Origin of the sequence: Corynebacterium sp. TAE3-ERU30 (assembly GCF_019209925.1) — a bacterium.
GTDB lineage: Bacteria > Actinomycetota > Actinomycetes > Mycobacteriales > Mycobacteriaceae > Corynebacterium > Corynebacterium megadyptis.
The window spans coordinates 76475-95731 of the sequence record NZ_JAHUTO010000002.1 but is presented as its reverse complement, the minus strand read 5'-3'; the positions used below and the strand labels follow the sequence as shown (position 1 = coordinate 95731).

Below are 19257 nucleotides of genomic sequence, written 5' to 3'. Positions count from 1 at the left end.
GGAGCCAATCCACCGTGGCCGAGAAGCAACAGCCCTCATCGCAGGCTGCAGCGCACCACAGCCAGACCTCACAGGCGGATGCCGTGAATGGTCAGCGCATGACTGGTGCGCAGGCAATCGTAACGACCTTGGAACTCATCGGGATCGATACCATTTTCGGTATTCCCGGCGGCGCCGTCCTGCCGCTGTATGATCCCCTCTATTCCTCCACCAAGGTGCGCCACGTACTCGTACGCCACGAGCAGGGCGCGGGCCATGCTGCCACCGGCTATGCCCAGGCCACCGGCCGTATCGGGGTGTGCGTCGCCACCTCTGGTCCGGGCGCGACTAACTTGGTCACCCCGATCGCCGATGCCATGCTGGATTCCGTTCCGATGCTGGCCATTACCGGCCAGGTGGGGCATTCCCTGCTGGGCACGGATGCCTTCCAAGAGGCGGATATCCGCGGTATCACCATGCCGGTGACCAAGCACAACTACATGATCACCGACCCCAATGACATCCCGCGGGCCTTCGCCGAGGCCTATCACATCGCCACCACGGGACGCCCCGGGCCGGTGCTGCTGGACATTCCCAAGGATGTGCAAAACGCGGAGATGACCTTCGAGTGGCCGCCGAAGATCAAGATCCCCGGCTATCGCCCGACGGTCACGCCGCACAGCCGGCAGATCGATGAGGCCGTCAAGCTCATCTCCCAAGCCTCCAAACCGGTGATCTACGCTGGCGGCGGCATCATCAAGGCCAATGCCTCTGCGGAGTTGCAGGAATTCATCGATAAAACCGGTATTCCGGTGGCCACTACGCTCATGGCCTTGGGCACTGTGCCCTCTCATCATGAACTGAATATGGGCATGCCGGGCATGCACGGCACCGTCTCGGCGGTGGGTGCGATCCAACGCGCGGATCTGCTCATCACCATTGGCGCGCGCTTCGATGACCGCGTCACCGGCGATGTTGATTCTTTCGCCCCCGAGGCCAAGGTGATTCACGCTGATATCGACCCAGCCGAGATCGGCAAGATCCGGGTGGCTGATGTGCCGATCGTCGGCGACGCCCGCGAGGTGCTGAGCGCCTTCAACCGCGCCTTCGACTCCGAGTCCGTTGACACCCAGGACCTCAGCGCGTGGCACAGCTATCTCAACTCGCTCAAGGAGCGCTTCCCGCGCGGCTGGGACGATGTGGATGATGGCCTGCTCACCCCGCAGCACGTGATCCGCGAGCTCTCTAAAACAGTCGGCCCGGACGCTATCTACTGTGCCGGCGTGGGCCAGCACCAGATGTGGTCGGCGCAATTCATTGACTTCGAGCATCCGCGCACGTGGTTGAACTCCGGCGGATTGGGCACCATGGGCTATTCCGTGCCGGCCGCCCTCGGCGCCAAGGCGGGCTGCCCCGATAAGGAAGTATGGGCCATCGATGGCGATGGGTGCTTCCAGATGACCAACCAAGAGCTCACCACCTCCGCGATTGAGAACATGCCCATCAAGGTGGCGGTGATCAATAACGGCAATCTCGGCATGGTGCGTCAGTGGCAGACACTGTTCTATGAGAGTCGCTACTCCAACACCAAGCTGCGTGAGCAGGGCGAGTATGTGCCGGACTTCGTCGCCCTCGCCGAGGGGCTCGGCTGTGTCGCCTTCCGCGTGACCAAGGAAGAGGACATCGTGCCCACCATTAACAAGGCGCGCGAGATCAACGACCGGCCCGTGCTCATCGACTTCATCGTGGGCCAGGACGCCCAGGTGTGGCCGATGGTCTCGGCCGGCGCCTCGAACACGGATATCCAATACGCCCGTGATCTGCGTCCGCTTTTCGACGAAGAGTCCTCGGCCGCGTCCGCCTCGGACTATTCCGATGGCAATGCCTCCGGCTACGCGGCGCACGCCTCGCGGGCGGAGAGCGACTACGCAGAGAACACCGCAGCGGCTGCTGCCGACACCGACTCCGCATCGCGCGGCTAAGAGAGAAGGATAAGAATCAATGTCTGAAGAAATCCATCGTCACACTCTCAGCGTGCTCGTTCAGGATGTCGACGGCATCATCTCCCGCGTTGCTGGGCTATTCAGCCGCCGGGCGTACACCATGAGCGCGATCACCTCGGCGCGCACCGAAACACGCGGCGTCAATCGCATCACCATCGTGGTCCACACCGACGATGACTCGATCGAGCAGATCACCAAGCAGCTGAACAAGCTGATCCACGTCCTCAAGGTGGTGCGCCTCGAGCCGGAGAAGACCATCGCGCGGGCGTTGCTCATGGTGAAGGTGAACGCCGATGCCGCCAACCGCCCGCTCGTGGTGGATGCGGCGAATCTCTTCCGCGCCCGCGTCGTGGACGTCTCTCCCGATTCCATGGTGATCGAGGCCACCGGCGCGCCCGATAAATTGGACGCGCTGCTCGAGGTGCTCGAGCCCTTCGGTATTCGGGAGATGGCCAAGTCCGGCCAGATCGCGATGCACCGTGGTCCTCGTATTCTCACACCCAACCACAAGAAGGCGTCTCAAATAGTGGACTTCGAGTCCCAGTAAGTGATACGCTACCCCTAGCATTTCCATCAATGAAAGGTTGATCTCTCCAACATGGCTATTGAAGTGTTCTACGACGCCGATGCCGACCTGTCCATCATCCAGGGCCGCAAGGTTGCGGTTGTGGGCTATGGCTCCCAGGGCCACGCTCACGCTCAGTGTCTGCGCGACTCTGGTGTCGAGGTCAAGATCGGTCTGCGCGAGGGCTCCAAGTCCGCCGCCAAGGCCGAAGAGGCTGGCTTCGAGGTGGGATCCGTCGCCGAGGTGTCCGAGTGGGCAGATGTCATCATGATCCTGGCCCCGGATACCTCCCAGGCAACGATCTTCACCGAGCAGATCGAGCCGCACCTGAAGTCCGGCGATGTGCTGCTCTTCGGTCACGGCCTGAACATCCACTTCGACCTGATCACCCCCGCCGAGGACATCGCCGTGGGCATGGTGGCCCCCAAGGGGCCCGGTCACTTGGTTCGTCGCCAGTTCGTCGACGGCAAGGGCGTGCCCTGCCTGATCGCCGTCGACCAGGATCCCTCCGGCAACACCCAGGACCTCACGCTGTCCTATGCTGCCGCTATCGGTGGCGCCCGCGCCGGCGTGATCGTCACCTCCTTCCGTGAGGAGACCGAGACCGACCTCTTCGGCGAGCAGGCCGTGCTCTGCGGTGGCCTCGAGTCGCTGATGATGACCGGCTTCGAGGTGCTCACCGAGGCCGGCTACGCCCCCGAGATGGCCTACTTCGAGGTGCTGCACGAGATGAAGCTCATCGTGGACCTCATCTGGGAGGGCGGCCTGGAGAACATGAACTACTCCATCTCCGAGACCGCTGAGCTCGGCGGCTACGTTGCCGGCCCGCGCATCATCGACGCCGAGGCCAAGAAGCGCATGGAAGAGGTGCTCGCTGATATTCAGTCGGGCAAGTTCGTGCGCGACATGGTTGCCGACGTTGAGGCCGGCCAGCCGAAGATGAAGGACTACCGCGAGCAGATCGCCAACCACCCGATCGAGAAGACCGGTGCGAAGTTGCGCGACATGATGTCCTGGGTGAAGAACCCGCTGGACGCCACTGCGTAGTAGCCCCAAATGGCCATTAGCCCCACCATCTGGTGGGGCTTTTGCACGTATAGGCTAACCATAATATTTTCAATACTGGCAATTAATGAAAATAGGGGATAGGCTATCAGGTATGACTACCTCCTCCCCTCATTCCCACGACTCCCACGAGGAGCATGCCCACGACTCCGCGCATGACTCCGGCCACGGTCACGACCACGATCATGGTCACGACCATGCCCATGGTCACGACCATGCGCATGCGCATGTGCCCACCGACTCGCTGCGGGCGCTGCTTGTCGTTATCGGCCTGACAGCTACGGTCTTCTTCGCCGAGCTCATCGTCGGCCTCATTTCTGGATCCTTGGCCTTGCTCTCCGATGCGGCGCATATGCTCTCGGATTCGGCGGGACTGTTTATCGCCCTGATCGCGATGGTGGTGGGGCGCTCCGCGCACTCCGCCAGCGCGACCTTTGGCTATAAGCGCATGGAGGTCTTCGCCGCGCTTTTCAATGCCCTCACCGTCACTGTGATTGCGATCTATATCTTCATTGAGGCGATCGGGCGTTTCGGCCACCACCACACCGTGGACACCGGCATGATGCTCATCGTCGCCGTGATCGGCCTGGCCGTGAATACCATCGCGGCGGTGGTCTTGGTGCGGCGACAGCACGACAGCATGAACCTGCGCGGGGCCTATCTGCACGTGCTCACCGACCTATTGGGCTCGGTGGCGGTGATTATCGCCGGGTTGATTATTCGCTACACCGGCTTCGTGGCCGCCGACACCATTGCGAGCGTTATTATCGCCGCGATGATTCTGCCGCGCTCCCTGCGGCTGGTGCTGGATGCCTGCCAGGTGCTTCTCGAGCACGCCCCAGCCGGGGTGACCGTCGATCGGGTGCAGCAGCGGCTCATCGAGATCGATGCGGTCAACCAGGTACACGACATTCACATCTGGAGCCTCGATGGCACTACGCATCTGTGCTCCTGCCACCTTGTGGTCGACAATACGTTGGACGCCTCGGACCACTGCGTAGTACTCGATACCGCCACGGCCGCGTTGAAGGAGATGGGCCTGGGGCACGCCACCATTCAGATTGAATCCGAGAAGCACGCAGGGCATGAGGAAGTACAATGCCAAGGCGAGTAAGTGGCGCGGGGCGGCGTCGATAAGCGCTATCGCGACGCGGCTGGAATGAAGCGCTAGGTTTAAGGGTATGGGTTTTAGTACGCCAAGCTATGTTTTGACTGACCTGTTTGCCCGCATCAATCGGGGTGATCTGCAGCTACCGGATTTTCAGCGCACCTTCCGCTGGGATGTGGATCGAGTACGCGCCCTCATCCTGACGGTGCTCCGCGGCTATCCGATCGGCACGCTGATGACTCTGGATGTGCGCGGCGAGCCGGTGCGCTTCAAACCGCGGCCGCTGCAGGGGGCGCCGAATGAAGGCTCCGATCCGGGTTGGTTGCTTCTCGACGGCCAGCAGCGGCTCACCACGCTGTTTCATACCTTGAGCGGCGATGGCTATATCGACACCGTGGACTTTCGCCGCAAGCGGGTGCGTCGCAAGTTCTATCTGGACATTAACAAGGCGCTCGAAGGCGATATCCTGCCCGATGAAGCTGTGTTTTCCGTGGATGAACACGGCATCGTGCACACGCATTTCGGGCCCTTTATCGACGGCGGGGTCAGCGATCATGAGGCGGAGCTGAGCAATGAGGTCATTCCCATTGCTGACCTATTGAATGACAAGGGCGCCAACATGCTCTTCGATCTCGCCGCCCGAGGCGACGCCGATACGCGCGAACGCATGAAAACCATCATGAACCGCGTCGTGCGCCCGCTGTCTCGCTATAGCGTGCCGATGATCCGGCTGGATCGCGATACCCACACCGGCGGCATCGGCTCCATTTTCGCCCACGCCAACTCCGGCGGACTACGCATGGGCGTCTTCGACCTACTCACCTCGGTCTTTGCCACCGAGGACAGCGAGTACAAGCTGGGAGACGATTGGAAAAAGACCAAGGATGTGCTCTCCAATTTCGAGGTGCTCGGCGATGTCGGCACCACCGACTTCCTCAAGGCCGTGACACTGCTGGTGACCTACCGGCGTGGCCGCGCCTCGGGGCAGCGCGAGGATATTCTGCAGCTCACCCTCGAGGAGTACAAGCCCGCCGCCGAGGCAATGCGAGTGGCCTTCGCGCACACCGCGAAATTCCTCCGCGACCGCCGCATCTTCACCCGCGAGCAAGTGCCCTATACCTCCCAGCTGGTGGCGCTGGCCGTCATCCTTGCGATCCTGGAGGAGGAGCCGGAAGTATGGCAGTCCCGCGCAGCGTGGGACCGGCTCTACAGGTGGTTCTGGTGCGTGATTATGGGCGAGCTCTACGGCACCGCCGCAGTGGCCAACCGAGCCGCCCGAGACGTCAACGAAGTGCCGCGCTGGGTGCTCGCCGCCGCCCGCGCCGAGCGGTCCGGTGCAGCAGGGGAGTCTGGTACAGCAGGGGAGTCTGGTACAGCGGGGGAGTCTGGCGCTGCCGCGGATGTGGAGCTGCCCGCGAGCGTGGCGAAGGCGCGCTTCGCCGAGTCGCGTCTGCTCAGCATCGACGCCGATTCCACTGCCTATAAGGGAATCTTCGCGCTCATGATGGGTCGCGGGGCCAAGGACTGGCGAACCGGGCTGGAATTTACCGGCGAAAATATCGAGGATCTCGACGCCGGATTCCACTACATCTTCCCGCCGCGATGGTGCGCCGAGCAGGGTGTGGACCCAGTGCTGTATAACTCGGTGCTCAACCGTGCCCCGATGGGTCGGCGCACCCAGGTGGTGATTTCGGGAACCCCGCCCTCGCGCTACCTGCCGCGCGTGCAGTCGAAGTCCATCATGGAAGATGCCGAGTTCGACGCGGTACTCGCCACCTCCATGCTCCGCCCCGAGTACTTGCACGCGGCCAAGGCAGAGGAATTCTTCTCCGATCGCCGCCGTCAAGTGGTGCAGGCCATCGAAGAGGCGATGGGCAATGAGGCGATTCACGACGTGGATGAAAACGATCTGCGTGGCGGCCACGAGGGTCCCGATGCCTTCCAGTGTCCCGAAGAAAGCACGGGAGAATAATAAGATGCGCTAGGCTAAGCTGTCGATACTGCCCTGTAGGTGCGCGTTTCGTGGTGCGCGCACGTGACCTCGGCACGGTGGCGCGCCGGGTATCGCTGGGCTGCTGCGTAGTGTCCGCTAGCACGCAGCCGAGACCGCGTCCTCTGGGTAGGTAGATATGTTTAAAGACCTAGGCAAACCAGCAATCGAACCCGTCAGGGCGAGAGGATTATTTAGTGAAGAAGAACAAGGCTATCGCGATCGCCGCGAGTGTGCTCATGCTCTCCAGCGTGGGAGTGGCGTGCTCTAATAACAATGGCGGCGCCGATAATAAACCGGCGGCGTCGAATGCAGCGGCAGCCCGCGACGTGGACCCCCGTTTCGGCGAGGCCCCTTTCGTGGTAGGCGATAACGATTTCTCCGGCATTGACGCCTCCAAGCTCTTCTATGACCACTCCGAGACAGCGGTGGTCACTGGGATGGCTAAGGCCTCGCAGCTGCGCGGCGCATCGATCGCGGCTGTGGCCCACGCCCCGATGCTGATGAATACTCCCGATAACCGCGCCGCGATCCTCGAGGAGCTCAAGCGTCTCAAGGCCACCAAGGTGCTGCTGGTCGGCGATACGGACTTCGCCGCGGCTGAGGCAACTGACGATGCCGATATCACCTTCATCAAGGATGAAGGCACCATCGCATCCTTGGAGGCCGCCACCTCGCAGAGCTTCACTGAGAAGACCACCGAAAGTACCGGACAGGCCATCACGGACATTGTGAATCTGGATCCCAAGAAGCCCACCCTGCTGGTTCCGGAGGGCTATTCCACCCCGGCCGAGGGCAAGGCCAAGGAGCAGGAGAATTTCCCAGCCCAGTCCGCGCTTGACGACGGCAACTCTCCGGTGGTGCTGACCTCCCCGATGAGCGGTATCCCGGCAACTGCCACCGCCAAGGCGTGGGGTGCTGACCTCATTGCTCTGCCGTGGCCGGATCCACGCGCCTCGGAAGAGGGCATCAAGGCTGTGGCCGGAATGGAAGACAAGCCGGTGATCGCCTTGGGTCGTCTCTTTGGTTCCAAGGAGAACCTGAAGAAGCGCATTGTGCTCAGCCAAGAGGTCACCGAGGAGCAGCCCGGTGGCGGCCAGCTCGTCTTCCCAGGCCGCCACGTGGTTGCCCTCTACGGCCACCACACTGGTCCTGCCTTGGGGGCGATGGGTGAGCAGGATTCTGCCTCCGCTGCGGAGCGTGTGGTAAACATCGCCGAGCAGTACCAGCAGTATGTGGACGATCCGGTCATCCCCGCCTTCGAGATGATGGCCACCGTGGCCTCCTCGGATCCGGGTGATGATAATGACTATTCCAACGAGGCCACCACCGAGGAGTTGCTTGACTATCTCGATGCCATCACCGAGGTCGGCGGCTATGCGGTGCTCGATCTACAGCCCGGCCGGGCGCGTCTGCTCGACCAAGCCAAGCTCTACGAAGAGCTGCTCAGGCGCCCCAATGTGGGCTTGGCGCTCGATCCGGAGTGGAAGCTCGGGCCGAATGATCTGCCCCTGCAGAATGTGGGCCATGTGGACGCTGCCGAGGTGAACGAGGTCTCCGATTGGCTCGCCAAGCTGGTCGAGGAGAATAACCTGCCGCAGAAGCCCTTGGTGCTGCACCAGTTCCAGCTGCAGATGATCCGCAACCGCGAGCAGCTGAATGTGGACTACCCCGAGCTGGCCATCGTGCTGCACGCCGATGGTCACGGCACCCCGGATCTGAAGTTCCAAACCTGGGAGGTGCTCAAGGAAGGTCTCGACCCGCGCATCTTCTTGGCGTGGAAGAACTTCTACGACGAGGATTCTCCCACCTTCACTCCGGAGCAGACGATGGACATCGAGCCGCGTCCGTGGTTTGTGTCCTATCAATAGAATCCCCCCAATTGAGGCCGATTCAGCAAGGATCGGTCTCCTAGCCATTAAGATTTAAAAGGCCCCACCCACGCTGTACTACGCAGCAGAGGGTGGGCCTGTTTCTGGCCTCACCGCAAGTCTGGAATATCAGACTTTCTATGAAGGCGTGGCGGCGTCGTCACGCATCAGCCGGAAGCCGCCCAACACCCCATATCCCCAGGAGATTCCTCGTGACCGAGACAACCCGTCCAGTCGTTCTCATCGCAGATAAGCTCGCCCAGTCCACCGTCGATGCGCTCGGAGATGCCGTGGAAGTGCGGTGGGTTGACGGTCCCAACCGCCCCGAACTGCTCGCTGCGGTCGCGGACGCCGATGCGCTGCTGGTGCGCTCTGCCACCACCGTGGACAAGGAGGTGCTCGATGCGGCGCCGAAGCTGAAGATCGTCGGCCGTGCCGGCGTGGGCCTGGACAACGTGGACATCGATGCCGCGACCGAGCAGGGAGTGATGGTGGCCAACGCCCCCACCTCCAATATCCACTCCGCCTGCGAGCACGCCATCTCGCTGCTGCTCTCGACCGCGCGCCAGATCCCCGCCGCCGACGCCACCCTGCGCGAGGGCGAGTGGAAGCGCTCCTCCTTTAAGGGCGTGGAAATCTACGGGAAAACGGTGGGTATCGTCGGTTTCGGCCATATCGGTCAGCTCTTCGCTCAACGCCTGCGCGCCTTCGAAACCGACATCATCGCCTACGATCCCTACGCCAATCCGGCCCGCGCTGGCCAGCTGGGTGTGGAGCTTGTGGAACTCGAGGAGCTCATGCAGCGCTCCGACTTTGTCACGATTCACCTGCCCAAAACCCCGGAAACCGCCGGCATGTTTGATGCCGAGCTGCTGGCCAAGGCCAAGAAGGGGCAGATCATCATCAATGCCGCGCGCGGTGGTCTCGTCGATGAGCAGGCGCTTGTCGACGCCATCCAGGCCGGCACCATCCGCGGCGCCGGTTTCGACGTCTACGCCACCGAGCCCTGCACGGACTCCCCACTTTTCGCCTGCCCCGAGGTAGTCGTCACCCCGCACTTGGGCGCCTCCACTGTTGAGGCCCAGGACCGTGCCGGTACCGATGTGGCCGACTCCGTACTCAAGGCCTTGGCCGGCGAGTTCGTTCCCGATGCGGTCAACGTCTCCGGCGGCGCCGTGGGCGAGGAAGTGGCCCTATGGCTGGAGCTGGCCCGCAAGCTGGGACTCGTGGCGGTGCATCTGCTCGACGGCGCTGCCGTGCGCGTCGAGGTACAAGGCCGCGGCGAGCTGTCCTCCGAGAACATCGAGGCGCTGGGCCTGTCGGCGCTGCGCGGCGTATTCGCCACGACCGTCGATCAGCCCGTTACCTTCGTCAACGCCCCGCAGATCGCCGAGTCCCGTGGCGTGGAGCTGGATGTCTCTACCGCCACCGAGGCCCAGACCCACCGCTCCGTTCTCGGAGTGAAGGTGATCGCCAGCGACGGCAGCGCTGTCGAGGTCTTCGGCGCCCTCACCGGCCTGAATAGCGTGGAGAAGGTGGTGCGCATCAACGGTCGCGGCCTCGATCTGCGCGCCGAAGGACACAACCTCTTCCTGCAGTACACCGACGCCCCGGGCGCGGTGGGCATCGTCGGCTCCGTGCTCGGCGAGTGCGGGGTCAATATCAACGCCGCCGCGCTGTCTCAGGACGCCACCGGCTCCGGCGCCACCCTGATCCTGCGCATCGATCAGGAAATTCCCGAAGAGGTCGTGGAGACCATCGGCGAGAAGCTCGACGCCTCCCTCGTCTTCCAGCTCTGCCTGGACTAATCACGTCGCACCCCTCGCCGCCGCGTGCTCGCTGCGGTGGGGCGGCGGGGTAGCTGCTGCCCGCGTGGCTTCCGAGTAGCGATACTCGGGTAGTCACGCGGGTTATTTTTTGGTGCTACTACGCTACAGAGTTATGCACTCTGAGACTTTGCCTATGAGCTTCACCGTCGACGACTATCCCCGCGCTCTTCTTGCAGTTGCGGCCTATAATTCCGCCAATCCCGGCGCCCAACTTGTCGCTGATGCAGAAAGCGGCACGGTTCTACTGCGTAGTAGCATCTCGGATTCGGCGTATCGGGAGCGGGCTGTGGCGGCCTGCGGGATGATCTCCGCCGCGGACTCTGCTGAGCCCGCCCCGAACCTTGCGGCGGAAGATCCCGATGATGCCGCCCGTGCAGCGGTGATGCAGTCCTTGGCTGCGTGGTTTAAGGCCCATGGGGTCAGTGAGGTGCAGCCCTCTGCTGAGACTGGACGCATTGAGTTTGCTATCGATGGCCTACCGGTGGATTTTGGGGCGACTCGTGGCGGGCACCTCCAGGTGGTCGCGATCTCGCAGGTCGACAGCGAACCGGGCGAGTTGGCGCACGTGTGCAATTTCGCGACCAGCAAGGTGGATAATGCGGCGGCATTCCCGGTGAAAGGGGAGCAGGGGTGGTGGTGTGCCGTGCACACCGCGGTGGAGGTCGCCGGCTGCGATGAGGCTGGTTTCGACTCGGCGTTGCGGAGCGCGGTGGCGGCGGTGCTGCAGTTGCAGCGCACAGTTAATGTGCTCGCGGGGCAGGGCTAACGTGCTACACTAGCGCTGTTCACTATATGGGAAAGGTGTATCACTCTATGAAATCTGGGTTGAAATTTGCAGTCATCGGCGGCGACGGTATTGGGCCGGAGGTCACGGCCGAAGCGCTGAAGGTGCTCCATGCAGTGCGTGACGACGTTGCCACGACCGATTTTGATCTCGGGGCGCGCCGCTATCTCCGCAATGGCGAGCTACTCACCGAGGACGATCTGGCAGAGCTGAAGCGCCACGACGCCATTGTGCTCGGCGCTATCGGTGCACCAGGGGAAGTTCCTCCGGGCGTGTTGGAGCGAGGCCTGTTGCTGAAGATGCGTTTCGCCCTTGATCACCATGTGAATCTGCGTCCTTCCAAGATCTATCCGGGAACCACCTCGCCGCTGCGCGATCCTGGTGATGTGGACTTCGTGGTCGTGCGCGAGGGCACCGAGGGACTTTATGCCGGTAATGGCGGCACCCTGCGGGAGAACACTCCGCACGAGGTGGCCAGCGAGGTGAGCCAGAATACTCGTTTCGGTGTCGAACGCGTGGTGCGTTATGCCTTCGACCTAGCGCAATCGCGGCGCAAGAAGCTGACGCTGGTCCACAAGACCAATGTGCTCGTTCACGCTGGTTCCTTGTGGCAGCGCACCGTCGATGAGGTGGCCAAGGACTATCCCGAGGTCTCCGTGGACTACTGCCATATCGACGCCGCCACGATTTACCTAGTCACTGATCCTTCCCGTTTCGATGTGATTGTCACCGATAACCTCTTCGGCGATATCCTCACCGATGAGGCCGGCGCCATCACCGGCGGCATTGGCCTGGCTGCCTCCGGAAATATCGACGCCAGCGGCACGAATCCCTCGATGTTTGAGCCCGTCCATGGCTCCGCCCCCGATATCGCCGGCACCGGTGTGGCCGATCCGGTGGCCGCCATTCTCTCGATGGCGCTCTTGCTGCGTCACCTGGATGACGAGGCCAATGCCCAGCGCATCGAGGAGGCTGTGCAGAATCATCTATCGGCACGCGATGTCGATGCCGCCATCTCCACCACGGCGGTCGGAGACGATATCGTCTCTCGCTTGAGCTAGCCGTGCGCTCCCCGGACCGCCTTCGTCTCGCGCGGCTCTGGGGTGCCTGGGGCGTTGCTGTCGGTGCTCTGCTGCGTAGTAGCAGGAGGGCGACGTCGATAAGCACTGTTGCCCCAGTGGGGATCTAGGTCACAATCGCGGATCATTTTGGTCTAAAACACGTCGTCTCAAAAGTGAAGTGAATTACACTACGGGACATGAACGTAGAACTGGAAGAGATCCGCGATTTTTTAGCGGCGCATGAGCCTTTTAGTCACCTTTCGGCCGACGCGCTGCGTGAGCTGCCGCAGCATGTGGTGGTGGAGTATATCCGCGCCGGCGAGGTCATTTTTAGTGCGGGACAGCCCAATAGCTTTCTCAATATCATTCGTTCGGGCGCGGTAGACGTGCTCGGCGAGGATGGGCTGCTGCTCGATCGCCGCGACGCCGGGCGCTCCTTCGGCTATTCGACGCTCGAGGATGATTCTCCGTCGATGTACACAATGGTCGCGGTGGAGGATAGCCTCCTGTTGCGGCTGCCGCGCGAGGCATTTCTTCAGCTCTGCGAGAACCAGCCACAGGTGCATCGCTTTTTCTCCTCGCAGTCGCAGCGGATTCGGGCGACGGCCTCCCAGATGCGGGAGGAGTCGGCCTCCGATGCGCTGCGCAGCTCGGTGGGCGAGTGCATGGTGCGCCGGCCCGCCTGCTGCAGGCCCGATACCTCCATTAGGGAGGCGGCGGCGCGGATGGCCTCCCAGCGTGTGTCCAGCCTGCTGGTGGTCGAGGGCGAGGAGAGTGCGTTGGAGGAGGGGGTGCTCGTCGATGCGGCACAGGATACGGTGCGGCTGCTCGGCATCGTCACCGATAGGGACATGACCAAGAAAGTGGTGGCGGAGGCGATCGATTCCTCGCTGCCGATTTCTGCGGTGATGACCCCAGATCCGGTGACGGTGAGCAGTTCGATGCGCGGTTTCGAGGCAATGCTGCTGCTGGCGCAATATCGCATCCACCACCTGCCGGTGATCGATGATCACAACCTCGTCGGCATCGTCGCCTCGGGCGATATTATGCGCCTGCTGCGCAATGATCCGATCTTCGTGCACGCCGATATGGAGCGGGCCGAAACCGATGCGGAGCTCGCAGAGGTCTATAGCTCCGCGAAGGAAGTGGCCGCCCGCTTCATCGAGCGCGGCGCCGACCCAGCGGAGGTCTCTGGCCTGCTCACCCTCGCCGCCGATGCCCTGGCGCAGCGACTGATCGCGCTCACGGAAGAGGAGATGGGCCCGCCCCCTGTGGACTATTGCTTCGTGGTGCTCGGCTCGCACGGGCGCCGCGAAATGGGTTTCGCCTCCGATCAGGACAATGCGCTTATCCTCGCCGATGACTTCGACCCCGGCGCGCATGGCGACTATTTCGCCACGTTCTATGAGCGCGTATGCACCCGGCTTGCCGCCGCCGGCCAAGTGCTTTGCCCCGGCGAGATGATGGCCTCCAACCCCGAGTGGCGCATGACGGTGAGCCAGTGGAAGCACACCTTTCACACGTGGGTATCCGCTCCGGAGCCGGAGGCGGTACTGCACACGCAGGTGTTCTTCGACATGCGCGGTATCGCCGGCACCCTGGCGCTTGCCGAGGAGGTCATCGAATCCGCGAATGATCAGGCTCACGGCGCGCGCAGGATGCACGCTCACTTGGCTGCGCTTGCGGCGCGGCGCGATGCCCCGTTGGGGTTCTTCCGCGGGCTCGTGGTGGAACGCAGCGGCGACTATGCCAATACCCTCAACGTGAAAAAGGGCGGCACGGCCACGATCGTGCAAATGGCCCGCCTCTTTGCCTTATCCGCGCCCACCGACACCAGCATGCGGCCTCTCGGCACCTCCGAGCGCCTGGAGTATGCCATGGCCAGCAAGTGGGTCTCCGCCAAGGGCGGGGCTGATCTGCTCGATAGCTTCCATTTTCTTAACACCGTGGTGCAGCGCCACCAGGCGGCGCAGCTGCGTAGTGGCGCCGCACCAGAAGCCGTGGACTACCACATCGACCCCAAACAGCTCAGCACCATCGAACGCGAAGGCCTCCGCGATGCCTTTTCCATCATCCGCTCGATGCAATCAGCGCTGAGCACCAAATACCCCGTGCGGAGTATCTGATGTTCGGCTGGGGAAAAAAGAAGGCCACCGGCGCGCTCGCCGAGTTCGAGGCCGTCGCCGCTCAGGACCCGCGCACGCCCCTCGACGAGGCGGAGCTGCTCGCCGTCGATATCGAGACCACCGGCCTGAATCCGAAAAAGGACGCCATGCTCTCGATCGGGTGGGTGCCGGTGCGTGGCCGCAGAATTCATCTCGGCGAGGCCGGCTATATGCTCATCAAACAGGACCGCTCGGTGGGCACCTCCGCGACGCTGCACCATCTCACCGATACCCAACTCGCCACCGGCTTAAGCCCCCGCGAGGCCTTGGAGGCGTTTCTTCCCCGGCTCGCGGGCACCACCATGCTGGTGCATTTCGCCCCGATCGAGCAGCGCTTCCTCTCCGCGCTCTGCGAACAGGAATTCGGCGCGCCCCTGAAAGTGCCCACCGCCGACACCTTCCAACTCGAACGCACCCACATGGAAAAGATGTCGACCTATCCGCGCGGCGAGGACCTTCGCCTGCCACGGGTGCGCGCCCGCTATAGCTTGCCGCGCTATCCCAATCACAATGCGCTTATCGACGCCATCGCCTGCGCCGAGCTCTACCTAGCCATGAGGGCACACCTCGGGTACTCCACCCTGCGTGATATTCAGTTGTGACTACGCATCAGAGTGGCGCCGCTTAGGTGGCCCTGATTTTCCCTGCTCGCGAGCGCGATGGGGGATCAGCCGCTCTGATGCGTAGTAGCAGCGCGGAAACTAACCCCATCTGGTGGGAGAGCCGCCGTGCTGTAGCAGGTTTTATGCCCGATTAGCGGCGCGTGGAAGCGCGGGCTGGTTAAGATGGTCGGCATGCGTTTTGGACGAATTGCCCACCCAGAAGGAATGTGTTTCGCCGTCATCGAGGGGGAAGGTGAGGATCAGGTAGCGAAGGAGATCAAAGAGACTCCTTTCACTAAGCCTGAATTCACGGGCCGTAGCTGGCCGATCGCCGAGGTGAAGTTGCTCGCACCGATGCTGCCGTCGAAGATTTGCGCGATCGGCCGCAACTACGCGGACCACGTGGCGGAGGTGTTTAAGAAGTCTGCGGATGCGTTGCCCCCAACGCTGTTTTTGAAGCCGCCGACAGCTGTGGTGGGCCCAGGCGCTGCCATCAAGATCCCCGACTTCGCCACCCGAGTGGAGTTCGAGGGCGAGCTGGCGCTCATCGTCGGTCGCCCGTGCAAGAACGTCAAGGCCGAGAATTGGAAAGACGTGATCCTCGGCTACACCGTCATCAACGATGTCTCTTCCCGCGATCTGCAGTTCTCCGATGGCCAGTGGTCGCGCGCGAAGGGTATTGACACCTTCTGCCCGCTGGGCCCGTGGATCGAAACCGACCTTGATTCCCTCGATCTTGAGGACCTGCCCATCAAGGCACACCTGACGCACAACGGTGTCACCGAGACCAAGCAGGATTCTAACTCCTCGCAGATGATCATGTCCGTGGGAGAGATCGTGGAGTTCATCACCGCGTCCATGACGCTGCTGCCGGGTGATGTTATCTCCACCGGCTCCCCGGCAGGAACAGAGGAGATGTTCCCCGGCGATCACATCGAGATCGAGATCCCCGGCTTGGGCCGTCTGGCCAACCCCGTCGAGCGCGCCTAAACCGGCCGCGCCCCTGCGCCCGCCGCGCGTCGCGGCCTCACACTTATGCCCACCCGCTGCTGAGATCCCACTCGGCGGCGGGTGGTTGTCGTATGTCGCGCGCGCCCTTATAACCCCAGCGCGGACATAATGGTCCGCAGCTTGGCGGTGGTTTCATCGAGTTCGGCCTGCGGATCGGAATCGGCGACGATCCCGCCGCCGGCCCAGGTGCGGGCGTGGGTGCCATAGGCATCGACTTCGGCGCAGCGGATCGCCACCATGTACTCGCCGTCCCCGCGCCGATTGGACCAGCCCACAGCGCCAGCATAGAACCCGCGCGGTGTCTCGGTGGCGGTGATGATTGCCTCTGCGGCATCGGTGGGGGTGCCGCAAATCGCCGGGGTGGGGTGTGTCTGCAGGGCCAGCTCGAGCGCAGTCATCTCTGCTTCCTTGACCGTGCCCGTAATGGGGGTGGCGAGGTGCCACATCTCGGCGGTTTTGGTCAGCTCGGGGCGCTCGGGAATGCTCAGCGTCTCGCACAGCGGCCGCAAGGTGCGCTCCAAATGCTGCACCACATGGGCATGCTCGGCGAGGTCCTTGGCGCTGTTGTAGAGCCGCTGCCCATTTTCCTCATCACTGCGCTTATCGACGCCGCGAGGCGCCGAACCAGCCAGTGGATAGGCGCTGATCGTGGTGCCATGTTTGCGCACCAAGACCTCGGGGGAGGAGCCCACCAACATGGTGTGGGCGTGGTCGCCGCCAGCGGGGGAGAGGTCGGCGATGAAGCCATCGCAGTGGGGAGAGCGATCAATGAGCTTGGCTGCCACCAACAGCGGATCGGCCGGTGGGTCGAAGCGCACGTCCACCGCGCGGGCAAGCACCACCTTTTCCAGACGGGTGCGTGCGATGGTGGCGACGGCCGCCTCTACCCGCGCCCGATGCTCATCCTCCTCGGGGTCGACGCCAACAAGCTCGGAGTGCAGCTGCGAACCGGGGCCGATGCGATAGTGCGCGTGCGGCTCCAGGGGGCCTTGTTCGCTAATGATCCGCTCGGGCACGGTCAGTGCTGCGGGATCATCGCGCAAGAAAGGAAGAGCGCCGACCACCATCGTCACCCGCCCCTCACGCAGCGCAGCCACGGCTTCCCATGGGTCGCTATAGGTAGCGCGCGATCCTTGGGTGCGCACTGATCCATGGGCACGAGAGAGCAGGAAATCCGGTGCAGAAGAGGGACGGTGAGCGAATCGGGCCATGGCATGTAATGCTAGTTCATGCAGGCCACGGGAAAGCTACTAGACTAGACAACCATGTCTCATACTTCAGAAGTTGTCGTTCGTTTTTCCCCATCGCCCACCGGCACTCCGCACGTCGGAATGGTGCGCACCGCCCTGTTCAACTGGGCCTACGCCCGCCACACGGGCGGCAAGATGATCTTCCGCATTGAAGATACGGATGCTGCCCGCGACTCCGAAGAGTCCTACCAGGCCATTATCGATTCCTTGAACTGGTTGGGAATCGACTGGGACGAGGGCGTGGAAAAGGGCGGCCCCCACGAGCCTTATCGTCAGTCGCAGCGCGGCGACATTTATAAGGAGGTGCTGTCGAAGCTTATCGACGCCGGACTGGTCTACCCCGCGTACTCCACCGCAGAGGAGGTGGAGGAGCGCCACAAGGCCGCAGGGCGCGATCCCAAGCTGGGCTACGATAACTTCGACCGCGATCTCAGCGAGGAACAAAAGGCTGCGTTTGAGGCCGAGGGCCGCAAGCCCGTGTGGCGTCTGCGCATGCCGGAAAAGGACTGGGCGTGGAATGACTTGGTGCGAGGCGAGATCTCCTTCAAGTCCCAGACCCAGCCGGACTATGTGGTGGCCCGCTCCAATGGCCAGCCGCTCTACACCCTGGTGAATCCGGTGGACGATGCCATCATGGGGGTTACTCACGTCCTGCGTGGCGAGGATCTCCTGCCCTCTACGCCGCGCCAGATCGCGCTGTATGAGGCGCTCATGCAGATCGGCGTGGCCCAGCGCGTGCCAGAGTTCGGGCACATGCCCTTCGTAATGGGGCAGGGCAATAAGAAGCTCTCGAAGCGCGATCCGCAGTCGAACCTCTTTAACCACCGCGATGCCGGCATCATCCCGGAGGGCATGCTCAACTATCTCGCCCTGCTCGGCTGGTCGCTGAGCAAGGATGAAGATATCTTCACCACCTCCCAGCTAATCGAGAACTTCGACATCACCGATGTGCTGTCCAACCCGGCTCGCTTCGACGAGAAGAAGATGCTGGCCATCAACGCTGATCACATCCGCCTGCTGGAGCTCGACGATTTCGCTTCCCGCCTGCGCACCTATCTCAGCGAGTACCACGACTTCCCAGCAGACTATCCCGACGACGCCTTCCGTTTCGCTGCCGAGCAGGTGCAGACCCGTATCAAGACCTTGGGCGATGCCTGGGGCCTGCTGCGCTTCCTCGTTGTCGCCGATGAGGACCTCGAGTTGGAGCCGAAGGCAGCCCGCAAGAACCTCAAGGAGGATGCCGTCCAGGCCCTCGACGAGGCGATCGCCGTGCTGGAGCCGCTCGAGGAGTGGAGCACTGCACAGATCGAGTCGGCCCTGAGCTCTCGTCTGATTGAAGAGCTGGAGCTCAAGCCACGTAAGGCCTATGGCGCCCTGCGCGTGGCGCTTACCGGCGCCCAGGTCTCGCCGCCGCTGTTTGAGTCCATGGAGCTGGTGGGCAAGGACTCCACCCTGGCCCGCCTGCGCGCTGCCCGGGCGCGTACCCCGTGGAGCGAGGAGAGCGCCAACTAACGCAATTGGCGCCTCAATAAAGCTCTAAAAATCCGCCTGAGCTGCTGGTTTGTGCAATGAGAGCCGTCATGGTTATAGTATTCCTCGTTGCACAGCAGGAGCTGATAACAATCAGCAGCTGAGCGCAATGGCCTATGGTGTAATTGGCAACACAACGGTTTCTGGTACCGTCATTCTAGGTTCGAGTCCTGGTAGGCCAGCTTCAGTATGAAGTACGCTTCATGCTGGTTCCTAAGCCCCGTTCGTCTAGCGGCCTAGGACGCCGGCCTCTCACGCCGGTAACACGGGTTCAAATCCCGTACGGGGTACAACATACAACCTCCTCTTCATTTTCACTTCGGTGGAAGCGAAGGGGAGGTTGTTGCTTTGTCGCGAGCTCTCTATGGCGCATAACAAGAAGAAGGGGCGCACTCGGCGCCCCTTCTTGTCGTATATACGCCCCGTCCTCTCACGTGCTGTGAG

General features: G+C 62.6%; 14 protein-coding genes and 2 tRNA genes. 15 read left to right on the top strand and 1 reads right to left on the bottom strand.

Going from position 1 to position 19257, the window contains the following annotated elements; all coding sequences use genetic code 11:
- Window positions 1-14: 14 nt before the first annotated feature.
- The 12 genes from KR227_RS03455 to KR227_RS03400 all read left to right on the top strand — a co-directional run bounded on the left by KR227_RS03455 (window position 15) and on the right by KR227_RS03400 (window position 16012).
- Window positions 15-1961, top strand: coding sequence for an acetolactate synthase large subunit (locus tag KR227_RS03455; RefSeq protein WP_218363743.1), 1947 nt, complete (start codon window positions 15-17; stop codon window positions 1959-1961).
- A 19-nt stretch (window positions 1962-1980) separates the two neighbouring features.
- On the top strand, window positions 1981-2529 hold the full coding sequence (gene ilvN, locus KR227_RS03450; protein WP_218363742.1) for an acetolactate synthase small subunit: 549 nt from the start codon (window positions 1981-1983) through the stop codon (window positions 2527-2529).
- Between the two features lie 51 nt (window positions 2530-2580).
- A complete protein-coding gene (gene ilvC / locus KR227_RS03445; protein ID WP_218363741.1) occupies window positions 2581-3594 on the top strand; it encodes a ketol-acid reductoisomerase in 1014 nt (337 codons plus the stop codon).
- A 112-nt stretch (window positions 3595-3706) separates the two neighbouring features.
- The gene (locus KR227_RS03440) at window positions 3707-4726 is read left to right on the top strand and encodes a cation diffusion facilitator family transporter (RefSeq protein ID WP_218363740.1); all 1020 of its coding nucleotides are present in this window, start codon (window positions 3707-3709) and stop codon (window positions 4724-4726) included.
- 67 nt (window positions 4727-4793) lie between these two features.
- Complete coding sequence (locus KR227_RS03435; RefSeq protein WP_218363739.1) at window positions 4794-6692, top strand: DUF262 domain-containing protein; 1899 nt, start codon at window positions 4794-4796, stop codon at window positions 6690-6692.
- 215 nt (window positions 6693-6907) lie between these two features.
- A complete protein-coding gene (locus KR227_RS03430; RefSeq protein ID WP_218363738.1) occupies window positions 6908-8581 on the top strand; it encodes a cell wall-binding repeat-containing protein in 1674 nt (557 codons plus the stop codon).
- 212 nt (window positions 8582-8793) lie between these two features.
- The gene (gene serA / locus KR227_RS03425) at window positions 8794-10389 is read left to right on the top strand and encodes a phosphoglycerate dehydrogenase (protein ID WP_218363737.1); all 1596 of its coding nucleotides are present in this window, start codon (window positions 8794-8796) and stop codon (window positions 10387-10389) included.
- A 154-nt stretch (window positions 10390-10543) separates the two neighbouring features.
- Window positions 10544-11176, top strand: a complete 633-nt coding sequence (locus tag KR227_RS03420) for a hypothetical protein (protein ID WP_218363736.1) — start codon at window positions 10544-10546, stop codon at window positions 11174-11176.
- Window positions 11177-11235: 59 nt separating this feature from the next.
- Complete coding sequence (locus KR227_RS03415; RefSeq protein ID WP_218364323.1) at window positions 11236-12255, top strand: 3-isopropylmalate dehydrogenase; 1020 nt, start codon at window positions 11236-11238, stop codon at window positions 12253-12255.
- A 197-nt stretch (window positions 12256-12452) separates the two neighbouring features.
- The gene (locus tag KR227_RS03410; RefSeq protein ID WP_218363735.1) at window positions 12453-14381 is read left to right on the top strand and encodes a DUF294 nucleotidyltransferase-like domain-containing protein; all 1929 of its coding nucleotides are present in this window, start codon (window positions 12453-12455) and stop codon (window positions 14379-14381) included.
- Window positions 14381-15022: an exonuclease domain-containing protein gene (locus KR227_RS03405; protein WP_218363734.1), complete on the top strand. Its 642-nt coding sequence runs from the start codon at window positions 14381-14383 to the stop codon at window positions 15020-15022. Before KR227_RS03410 ends, KR227_RS03405 begins: the two co-directional genes overlap by 1 nt.
- Window positions 15023-15214: 192 nt before the next feature.
- The gene (locus KR227_RS03400; protein WP_218363733.1) at window positions 15215-16012 is read left to right on the top strand and encodes a fumarylacetoacetate hydrolase family protein; all 798 of its coding nucleotides are present in this window, start codon (window positions 15215-15217) and stop codon (window positions 16010-16012) included.
- A gap of 107 nt (window positions 16013-16119) precedes the next feature.
- On the opposite strand, the gene KR227_RS03395 is transcribed toward KR227_RS03400, so the two are convergent.
- Window positions 16120-17244 carry an isochorismate synthase MenF gene (locus KR227_RS03395; protein ID WP_218363732.1) on the bottom strand — a complete coding sequence of 375 codons (1125 nt, stop codon included), beginning with the start codon at window positions 17242-17244 and terminating at the stop codon, window positions 16120-16122.
- Between the two features lie 54 nt (window positions 17245-17298).
- On the opposite strand from KR227_RS03395, the gene gltX reads away from it, so the two are divergent.
- The 3 genes from gltX (at window position 17299) to KR227_RS03380 (ending at window position 19103) form a co-directional block, all read left to right on the top strand.
- Window positions 17299-18795 (top strand): glutamate--tRNA ligase, encoded by a 1497-nt coding sequence (gltX, locus tag KR227_RS03390; RefSeq protein WP_218363731.1) that lies wholly within the window; start codon window positions 17299-17301, stop codon window positions 18793-18795.
- 128 nt (window positions 18796-18923) lie between these two features.
- Window positions 18924-18995 (top strand) — tRNA-Gln (locus tag KR227_RS03385).
- A 35-nt stretch (window positions 18996-19030) separates the two neighbouring features.
- Window positions 19031-19103 (top strand) — tRNA-Glu (locus KR227_RS03380).
- The last annotated feature ends 154 nt before the right edge of the window (window positions 19104-19257 follow it).

Excerpts from the sequence above, each read along its gene's own strand:
- ilvN (WP_218363742.1), top strand. The coding sequence starts at position 1,981 with ATGTCTGAAGAAATCCATCGTCACACTCTCAGCGTGCTCGTTCAGGAT.
- ilvC (WP_218363741.1), top strand. The coding sequence starts at position 2,581 with ATGGCTATTGAAGTGTTCTACGACGCCGATGCCGACCTGTCCATCATC.
- KR227_RS03440 (WP_218363740.1), top strand. The coding sequence starts at position 3,707 with ATGACTACCTCCTCCCCTCATTCCCACGACTCCCACGAGGAGCATGCC.
- KR227_RS03435 (WP_218363739.1), top strand. The coding sequence starts at position 4,794 with ATGGGTTTTAGTACGCCAAGCTATGTTTTGACTGACCTGTTTGCCCGC.
- KR227_RS03420 (WP_218363736.1), top strand. The coding sequence starts at position 10,544 with ATGAGCTTCACCGTCGACGACTATCCCCGCGCTCTTCTTGCAGTTGCG.
- KR227_RS03410 (WP_218363735.1), top strand. The coding sequence starts at position 12,453 with ATGAACGTAGAACTGGAAGAGATCCGCGATTTTTTAGCGGCGCATGAG.
- KR227_RS03405 (WP_218363734.1), top strand. The coding sequence starts at position 14,381 with ATGTTCGGCTGGGGAAAAAAGAAGGCCACCGGCGCGCTCGCCGAGTTC.
- KR227_RS03400 (WP_218363733.1), top strand. The coding sequence starts at position 15,215 with ATGCGTTTTGGACGAATTGCCCACCCAGAAGGAATGTGTTTCGCCGTC.
- KR227_RS03395 (WP_218363732.1), bottom strand. The coding sequence starts at position 17,244 with ATGGCCCGATTCGCTCACCGTCCCTCTTCTGCACCGGATTTCCTGCTC.
- gltX (WP_218363731.1), top strand. The coding sequence starts at position 17,299 with ATGTCTCATACTTCAGAAGTTGTCGTTCGTTTTTCCCCATCGCCCACC.